This is a genomic window from Arthrobacter sp. LAPM80 (assembly GCF_046736435.1).
Classification (GTDB): Bacteria; Actinomycetota; Actinomycetes; order Actinomycetales; family Micrococcaceae; genus Specibacter.
The window spans coordinates 47,959-55,024 of record NZ_JBCHVD010000021.1 but is presented as its reverse complement, the minus strand read 5'-3'; the positions used below and the strand labels follow the sequence as shown (position 1 = coordinate 55,024).

Here is a 7,066-nt window from a genome sequence, read left to right as displayed (position 1 = left end):
AACTTAACCGCGAGTGATATGGTTCCTGAAAAGTGTGAATGTATACCTTAGGGCTCCTTCCAGAGCAGGCACTTGCCACGTCGCTTGAAGGTGCACACAATGCTCCATAGATAAATATCCGCATTTCGGCCCACTCAAGGTTCCCGATACGGACAGGCTCCGGGTGGCTTCCATTGGCAAGCTCGAGTCCAGTGACCACCTAATTCAACTTGCCCTGAGCGTACGATTTTGTCCGTATTCTGTGGTGCCCCCCGTGTAAACGTCTATGGAGTGGAACAGCGGGTTTCCACCGGCACGCTTCCAGGCTGGGTGCAGGTGAATGCCATGGTCGTCGCCGCCCACGAGCGGAATCAGCCGTGCCGGGACGACGCTGTGCCAACTACATTCCCGTTCTGGCTAGGCTGATACCTGGCTGTTTGGGCTTTGCGTGGCCGAAGTCGACGGCGAATTGCACGTGGCCGGCGACGCTGACGAGGTGTATTCCATCCAGAAGGCATCCAACAAGCGAAACCGGGCGATCACGGGATTGCTTGAGAGCTACGGGCGGATCAAGCGGGCCCCGGTTGAGGTCGTGGATGTCTACACCAAACAGTGCTCCCTTCCGGTGAGTGCACGCGTCCTTGCCATCATGCGGGCAACCCTGGCCGACGGCGGCGTGAACCCGATAACGGGGATCCGTGTGGTTTCGGCCGACATCCTCATTACGATCGCACCCGGTAAGGCCGGAATTGGCGCCTTGAACCCGCCGGAAACAGCGTCAGCGGGCAGCGGCCTACCTCTCCCGCGTCCTGGGCCTGAACATCTTTGCCTCCCAGGTATTTACCCCAACAGACTGGGCCGTAGGCGCAGCCAGGGACCCTCCAGGACCTAAGGCAATCTGTGCGAACCGCTCCCCCATCATCCGGTGGGTTTCGCCGTCGGGGTGCAGGGCCTCCGGCAGGGGATGCCCGACGGCGTCCGGGGAACCGTAGAGTTCGGGCCCGTCCAGGTAGTGGATGTTTGGATACTCAGTTGCCCGCTCGGCAACAATGCGGTCCAGTTCGGCACGAATGATGCGCAGCGGCGTGTCCGGGTGGCCCTCGCGGATAGTGTCAAAAAACCGTGGACGGCAGGGCCAAAGGTACGCAGCCGCATGAGGTCACGGTTCACCACGTTGATGCACGTTTTGATGCTGATCGCTTCCGCCGGGGTGTCGCGGATTACCCGCGCCGTGGAGGGGGGCAAGCAGCGCACTTCCGCTGACGCCCAGGTTGGTTAGGTCGACCCGCCGAGCTGGGCAGCGACAGCCGGCCAAATCGCCGTCGGACGCGTTGCGTTGGAACTGTGGCTGATGGAACTGCCGTGATGCAGCCACCGACGCCGGGTGCCCGAGGTAGCGGCGTCCACCGGTGCGTTGGTGCGCAGGGCTACCAGCTAGGTCACCTCATTGTGCGGCAGCCAGATTTCAGTGTCCTTCACCCCCGCGGGGAGGTCCGTGAGGCTGCTGGTGCAGGCAGGCCCGATTTGCTGGCTGGGAACTCCGGTGGCCATGCCGATGGTTGTGGTGTTGCCGCCGCTGGTGACGGCACTGCCGAGGAACTCACCCTTGACCACGAGCTCCATCACACCGTCGGGACGTACCGGGGCGCCTGAAGAGGTGACCCGTGAGCGCAAGGTGTCCAGCTCGATCCCGGTGGCGTCTGTCCTGAAGGCCAGGCGGACACCGGATGGTTGGGATTTGGCCATCAGCAGCTGGGGGTCTTTGTTGCCCTAGACCCTCGCCTTGGCCGGAAGCCGGCCGGGATGGGCTACGTGGTGATCCAGTTCAATGTAGTCCTGCCCGGTTGCGGCTCGGTGTTCAATTGTTTCGGTGTTCAATTGGCAGGGTCCTTACTGCCGGCGTGCGCTCCATGCCCAGGCAACAAGGGGCGCCTGAAGGGGAAGCCGCAGTGCATGGACGCGCCGTGCCTGCGGCGTTCCTTCGGGACCCCACGCACGTTTAAGTGCTGACAGGTGCCCTGCAGTGAATCCCGCAAACATCAATGTGGTGGCGGTGGCGGCGGCCTTGCGCGTGCCCGGGATTAACAACCCCACGGCGCCCAATACTTCAGGCACGGCCGAGGCGAGCACCCATTGGTTTCGTGTCATCAGCCCAAATCTTCCGCCCTTGTCGCTGCACAACGACGGCGGTACAACCGGGTAGTAGAACCTGGGGTTCCGGAGGTGGTTCGCGGCACTGGCGCCCAGCAGGGTGGCCAACGCCAAGGCATTGAGAGTCTGTGGTTTCATAAGGCAATACTTGCACGTACCGGCTGCCGGAATCCGCCGGTGTCGACAGGCCGACGGCGTCAGCCATCCCGATGAATGCTGCGGCAATGAACAGCGGCCACGGATTCGGTACGCCCGGCGCAACCAGCAGTGCAGCCGCGGGGCAACCATCGGTTTTCCCTTCAGGGTTGGCCGCATGCCCCCGACACTAGTTGTGCCGTGCAACAGTGCGGCTCCACAGACTTTTTGATCCTCCACGATTCAGGACCCTCCTATGTCTAGCTCCACCCGCAACGCAGCCGACAGGCTCTCCGCACGGGACCGCACCACCAATACCGCCTTGCTGGTGTCGACGTTCGCGGTGATCCTGAACGAAACCATCATAAACGTGGCCCTGCCGCGCCGCATGGAGCAGTTCCAGGTTTCCCCACCCGCCATCCAGCGCCTGGCAACGGCGTTCATGCTCACGATGTCGGTTGTCATCCCTGCCACCGGCTATCTGCTGACCCGGTTCCCCCTCCGGACTGTGTTCATCCTTGCGATGGGCCTGTTCTCCGCGGGCACGCTGCTTGCCGGTCTCGCGCCGGGCGTCGAGGTCCTGCTCATGGCCTGCGTTGTCCAGGCTTCTGGCACGGCCATCATGATGCCGTTGGTGATGATAACCATCCTAGATCTTGTTCCCTCGCACCGCCGTGGCACTTGTGCTGGGCACGCGTCTACTTCCCCGTGGCAGCAAACGCAGCCGTTCCAAGCTCAACATTCCCTCCGTGCTGATCTCCATTCCCGCGTTCGGTGGCCTTGTGCGGGGCGTCACCGAAGACCCGCGGTGAATCCCAAACGCAAATAGATTGTGCACAAGCGACTTGCGCACAAGCTAATGACATGCAAGACTGTCGGCATGAGCGAGAGCAAAGATTTGACGGAGGCCGGGCCCGATCCTCTGGACCGGATGGTGTGCTTCGCGCTGTACGCAGCCGCGCGGGCAACGAACCGCCGTTACATCTCCCTCCTGGCGCCCTGGGGCCTGACATATCCCCAGTATTTGGTCCTGGTCCTGCTGTGGTCACACCGGTCACTGGCAGTCAAGGAGGTCGCCGAACACCTGATGCTGGACTCGGGAACGACGTCTCCGCTGATCAAGAGGCTGGAACTCCGCGGCTATATTGCGCGGGAGCGTTCCGCCACCGACGAACGGGCCGTCATCGTCACCCTGACCGACTCGGGCGTTGCCCTGAAAGACGAACTCGCCCACATTCAAGGCTGCCTGATCGAGGCCACGCAACTCACGCAGACCGAGGGAAAAGCTGCACTCTCCCTTCTGCACGATCTGACCCACCGGCTCTCCGGTGCATCTGCCGTCGGAGACAATCCTGTTGAAAGGCCCAACTCATGACTCCCCTTTACACTGCCGAAGCCCTCTCCACCGGCGCGGGCCGCAACGGCCATGTAAGGACAACCTCCGGCATGGTCGCGCTCGATCTGGCAATCCCGAAGGAAATGGGTGGATCCGGAAATGGCGCCAACCCGGAAGAGCTGTTCGCCGCCGGATATGCAGCATGCTTTCACTCCGCCCTGCAGCTGGTGGCACGCAAGCACAAGGCCGCCATCGCGGACACGTCGGTAGGAAGTCGCGTAAGCCTGCTGCCCAACGACCAGGGTGGCTTTATTCTCGCCGTCACACTCGAGGTTGCCATTCCCGAGATCGCCAGGGACCAGGCCCAGGCCCTGGTGGATGCCGCCCACCAGGTATGCCCCTATTCCAACGCCACCCGCGGCAACATCGAGGTCACCCTCACCCTCGTCGACGACTAAGCCCGGCACGAGCATCGCTTCAGTATCATCCACATGTACCGCGGTTCCCCCGGAAACCGCACAACAAAACACGATTGAGAGAACCATGCGCGCCCTCATGCATAACGAATTCGGAAACCCCTCGGAAGTCCTCACCGTGGAGAACATCCCCGTCCCGGATCCCGGAGCCGGTGAAGCCCGGGTCAGGCTGCTTCTTTCGCCCATCCACAACCATGATCTGTTGACGATTCGCGGCACGTACGGTTTCAAGCCTGAATTGCCGGCACGCACAGGTTCCGAAGCCGTCGGCATCATCGACGCCGTCGGAGATGGGGTAACGGAACTGGAAGTGGGCCAACGTGTGGCCACCGGCGGCACTTTTGGAGTGTGGGCCGAGTACTTCATCGCCAAGGCTGCAGCCTTGATTCCCCTTGACGACGCCATCGCCGATGAGGAGGCCGCACAACTGATTTCCATGCCTTTCAGTGCAATCAGCCTGCTGGACTCCCTGAATTTGAATAAGGGTGACTGGTTCGTGCAGAACGCTGCCAACGGTACAGTCGGGCGCCTCTTGGCCCAGCTCGCCGTCGCACGCGGGATCAACGTTGTTGGGCTTGTCCGTCGAAGTGCCGGAATCGAGGAGCTGGCCACCCAGGGAATCACCAACATCGTTGCCACTGACTCTGACGGTTGGGCCGCAAAAGTACGCGCCATCGCCGGCCACGCTCCTCTTGTCGCTGGCGTTGATTCCGTCGGTGGCCGCGCCAGTGGCGAGGTTCTTTCGCTCCTCGCCGAGAATGCGACGCTGGTTGTTTTCGGCGCCATGCAGTCCCCCATCATGGAAATCGGATCGGGTGACGTCATCTTCAAGCAGGCCACGGTCCGCGGGTTCTGGGGAAGCCAGGTCAGCGCGTCCATGCCGGCCCCAAAGCGTGGCGCGCTGCTGGGCGAACTCGTTGGCTACATCAGCAGCGGCGTGCTGACGCTTCCGGTGGAAGCTAGCTACTCGTTTGAGGAGGCAGGAACAGCCGCCAAGGCGAACTTCAAGCCGGGTCGCGCAGGCAAGGTCATGCTGCGCCCATAACGATGTGAACTACTGACGAAGGAACCTCACGGTGATTGCCGAGGGGTTCCTTTTTCGGCTTACCGGACGACAGCCATCGGGTAGCCGAATGCCCAGGGGAGTTCCGGCTTCACATCAAAGTTCATGTCATAGATGGCCGAGATCAACGTCGGGGAGAAGAAGATGGCCGCCCAACCCGGAGGACTGCGGTCATGGAGGAAACAGTGTGCTGGACATCGATGACCTCCTGACTGAGGCGGTAAATGCGCTCCGCGGCGGCTGCATTGCCGCTGAAGACCTGGCGTTCGATCTGCTCCCTGTCGGTCGAAAGCCCCTGCAGCACGGGGACGTAGAAGGAGATGGAACTAAGCCAATTCATCCTCCTCCCGGGCGTCGTCATAGCGGGCAAAGCGAACCACAAGGAAGAGCACGTCACCGTAGCTCTCGAGTTTGCGGCGCTGATGGCCGGTAATGACAGCGACCAGCATTGCTGTTGCCAGGCCTGCCCTGCCCTTGACGAACATTGGAACGGTATCCGGCGATAACGGTCCTGGTTTGTTGACCTGGGTGTGAATTCAGCGGCGGTGAAGCGTCGGCGGGAAAGTCTGTAACAGTCCTTCTGGTCTGTGCTGTTGGTCCGGTCTCGGGCCTAGGTTGGGGGTTATGCCGGTTAGGGTTCAGCCTTCAGAATGTCTCAGATAGTCGTCCCGCCATAAAATGTCTTACCTGGCGCCTTGACATTGAAGCTGCCCCAAACGCACCATGAATCGTTGGAGCATCACTAGGCAAGGAGCGCTGGCATGGCCAAACGAACTGCGTCCCCGAGTTCTTCGTCCGGATTGTCATCTGCTGCGCTGGATTCACTGCGGCCCCATGTGGTGGACCTGCAGGACGGCGCATTTTCAACCACCGCTGAACTCAAAACAACGGCCGCCGATGTTGACGCCATCTTCAGCACACACCTTCCAGCGTTCATCAAGTCCCGGGGCGGGCAGCCTGTGCCTGCTATGTTCTGGGCCCACGGAGGGCTGGTTTCGGAGGCATCGGCATTGGCCGTTGCCAGCCTGCAAATCCCTTGGTGGCTCAGCAACGGGATCTATCCAATCTTCTTCATCTGGCATACGGACTTATGGTCCACGGTGGGCGATTTGGTGGCCAACCATGTTCGTGCCGCTGGTTCTTTGCAGCCTGAAGCAGCTCCTGCCTTCAAGTTCTCCGACATCACCGATGCGGCCATCGAAGTGGCAGTCCGGGACCTTGGCGGACCGGCAGTTTGGGGTGCAATGAAGACCAACGCTGAGCGTTCCTCGGCGGCCGGGGGCGGGGCGGCCTACGTTGCCACGGCACTCAAGTCCTATGTTAAGGCCAACCCGGGTACCGTTTCCTTGCACGCCGCGGGGCATAGCGCGGGAGCCGTCTTTCATGCACACTTCGCCCCCACGGTGATTCAGCGGGGCGTCGTCGAATTCGAAACGTGCAGCCTGCTCGCCCCGGCAGTTCGAACAGATGTTTTTGCCAGGACACTGGAACCATTCATCGGTGCCGGAATCAAGTCAACGGCAATGTTCACCATGAATGAGACGGCCGAACGCAACGATAGTTACTTCGGTGTCTATCGAAAGTCACTGCTGTATCTCATCCGCGGGGCACTGGAGCCGGAGCGCAATGCCAACATTTTGGGACTGCAGCAATGCATCGAAAGTGACGCGGTCTTGACGAGATTGTTTCCTACAGCCCCCAGTGCCGGGGACGCCGAGGCCATCTGGTCCCCCACGAACACCGGACCGTTGTCCTCGCGCAGCAACGCGATAACTCATAGCGGTTTCAACAGCGACGTCAGCACCATGGACAGTGTGGCCCGGAGGGTTGCCAACACAGATAATATTCTTTCCTTTGCACTGAGCGGCCACCCCGCTGTTTTGGATGCCGCAACGACGACCCGCCGCCCGCAATAAGGGGTGGCTT

10 protein-coding genes are annotated in these 7,066 nt (G+C 61.3%); 6 read left to right on the top strand and 4 right to left on the bottom strand.

The window, feature by feature from the left end; genetic code table 11:
- Positions 1-427 precede the first annotated feature (427 nt).
- Complete coding sequence (locus AAGW05_RS16330; RefSeq protein ID WP_411805616.1) at positions 428-871, top strand: glutaminase; 444 nt, start codon at positions 428-430, stop codon at positions 869-871.
- Positions 872-1,413: 542 nt separating this feature from the next.
- Here the strand turns inward: AAGW05_RS16330 and AAGW05_RS16325 are convergent.
- Positions 1,414-1,725 carry a hypothetical protein gene (locus AAGW05_RS16325; protein ID WP_411805615.1) on the bottom strand — a complete coding sequence of 104 codons (312 nt, stop codon included), beginning with the start codon at positions 1,723-1,725 and terminating at the stop codon, positions 1,414-1,416.
- Positions 1,726-1,869: 144 nt separating this feature from the next.
- On the bottom strand, positions 1,870-2,268 hold the full coding sequence (locus AAGW05_RS16320) for a hypothetical protein (protein WP_411805614.1): 399 nt from the start codon (positions 2,266-2,268) through the stop codon (positions 1,870-1,872).
- 253 nt (positions 2,269-2,521) lie between these two features.
- On the opposite strand from AAGW05_RS16320, the gene AAGW05_RS16315 reads away from it, so the two are divergent.
- The 4 genes from AAGW05_RS16315 (at position 2,522) to AAGW05_RS16300 (ending at position 5,122) form a co-directional block, all read left to right on the top strand.
- The gene (locus AAGW05_RS16315; protein ID WP_411805613.1) at positions 2,522-3,094 is read left to right on the top strand and encodes an MFS transporter; all 573 of its coding nucleotides are present in this window, start codon (positions 2,522-2,524) and stop codon (positions 3,092-3,094) included.
- 51 nt (positions 3,095-3,145) lie between these two features.
- Positions 3,146-3,640, top strand: a complete 495-nt coding sequence (locus AAGW05_RS16310) for a MarR family winged helix-turn-helix transcriptional regulator (protein ID WP_411805612.1) — start codon at positions 3,146-3,148, stop codon at positions 3,638-3,640.
- A complete protein-coding gene (locus AAGW05_RS16305; protein ID WP_411805611.1) occupies positions 3,637-4,059 on the top strand; it encodes an organic hydroperoxide resistance protein in 423 nt (140 codons plus the stop codon). The genes AAGW05_RS16310 and AAGW05_RS16305 overlap by 4 nt, the downstream gene beginning before the upstream one ends.
- A gap of 85 nt (positions 4,060-4,144) precedes the next feature.
- Positions 4,145-5,122 carry a zinc-binding dehydrogenase gene (locus AAGW05_RS16300; protein ID WP_411805610.1) on the top strand — a complete coding sequence of 326 codons (978 nt, stop codon included), beginning with the start codon at positions 4,145-4,147 and terminating at the stop codon, positions 5,120-5,122.
- Positions 5,123-5,264: 142 nt separating this feature from the next.
- Here the strand turns inward: AAGW05_RS16300 and AAGW05_RS16295 are convergent, their stop codons facing one another.
- Both AAGW05_RS16295 and AAGW05_RS16290 read right to left on the bottom strand, forming a co-directional pair.
- A complete protein-coding gene (locus tag AAGW05_RS16295) occupies positions 5,265-5,480 on the bottom strand; it encodes a hypothetical protein (RefSeq protein WP_411805609.1) in 216 nt (71 codons plus the stop codon).
- On the bottom strand, positions 5,467-5,625 hold the full coding sequence (locus AAGW05_RS16290) for a hypothetical protein (RefSeq protein WP_411805608.1): 159 nt from the start codon (positions 5,623-5,625) through the stop codon (positions 5,467-5,469). Before AAGW05_RS16290 ends, AAGW05_RS16295 begins: the two co-directional genes overlap by 14 nt.
- Positions 5,626-5,901: 276 nt before the next feature.
- Here AAGW05_RS16290 and AAGW05_RS16285 point away from each other — a divergent pair, with 276 nt between their 5' ends.
- The gene (locus tag AAGW05_RS16285) at positions 5,902-7,056 is read left to right on the top strand and encodes a hypothetical protein (protein WP_411805607.1); all 1,155 of its coding nucleotides are present in this window, start codon (positions 5,902-5,904) and stop codon (positions 7,054-7,056) included.
- The last annotated feature ends 10 nt before the right edge of the window (positions 7,057-7,066 follow it).

Coding starts and splice junctions, on each gene's coding strand:
- AAGW05_RS16325 (WP_411805615.1), bottom strand. CDS start 1,725: ATGGCCAAATCCCAACCATCCGGTGTCCGCCTGGCCTTCAGGACAGAC.
- AAGW05_RS16320 (WP_411805614.1), bottom strand. CDS start 2,268: ATGAAACCACAGACTCTCAATGCCTTGGCGTTGGCCACCCTGCTGGGC.
- AAGW05_RS16315 (WP_411805613.1), top strand. CDS start 2,522: ATGTCTAGCTCCACCCGCAACGCAGCCGACAGGCTCTCCGCACGGGAC.
- AAGW05_RS16310 (WP_411805612.1), top strand. CDS start 3,146: ATGAGCGAGAGCAAAGATTTGACGGAGGCCGGGCCCGATCCTCTGGAC.
- AAGW05_RS16305 (WP_411805611.1), top strand. CDS start 3,637: ATGACTCCCCTTTACACTGCCGAAGCCCTCTCCACCGGCGCGGGCCGC.
- AAGW05_RS16300 (WP_411805610.1), top strand. CDS start 4,145: ATGCGCGCCCTCATGCATAACGAATTCGGAAACCCCTCGGAAGTCCTC.
- AAGW05_RS16295 (WP_411805609.1), bottom strand. CDS start 5,480: ATGAATTGGCTTAGTTCCATCTCCTTCTACGTCCCCGTGCTGCAGGGG.
- AAGW05_RS16290 (WP_411805608.1), bottom strand. CDS start 5,625: ATGTTCGTCAAGGGCAGGGCAGGCCTGGCAACAGCAATGCTGGTCGCT.
- AAGW05_RS16285 (WP_411805607.1), top strand. CDS start 5,902: ATGGCCAAACGAACTGCGTCCCCGAGTTCTTCGTCCGGATTGTCATCT.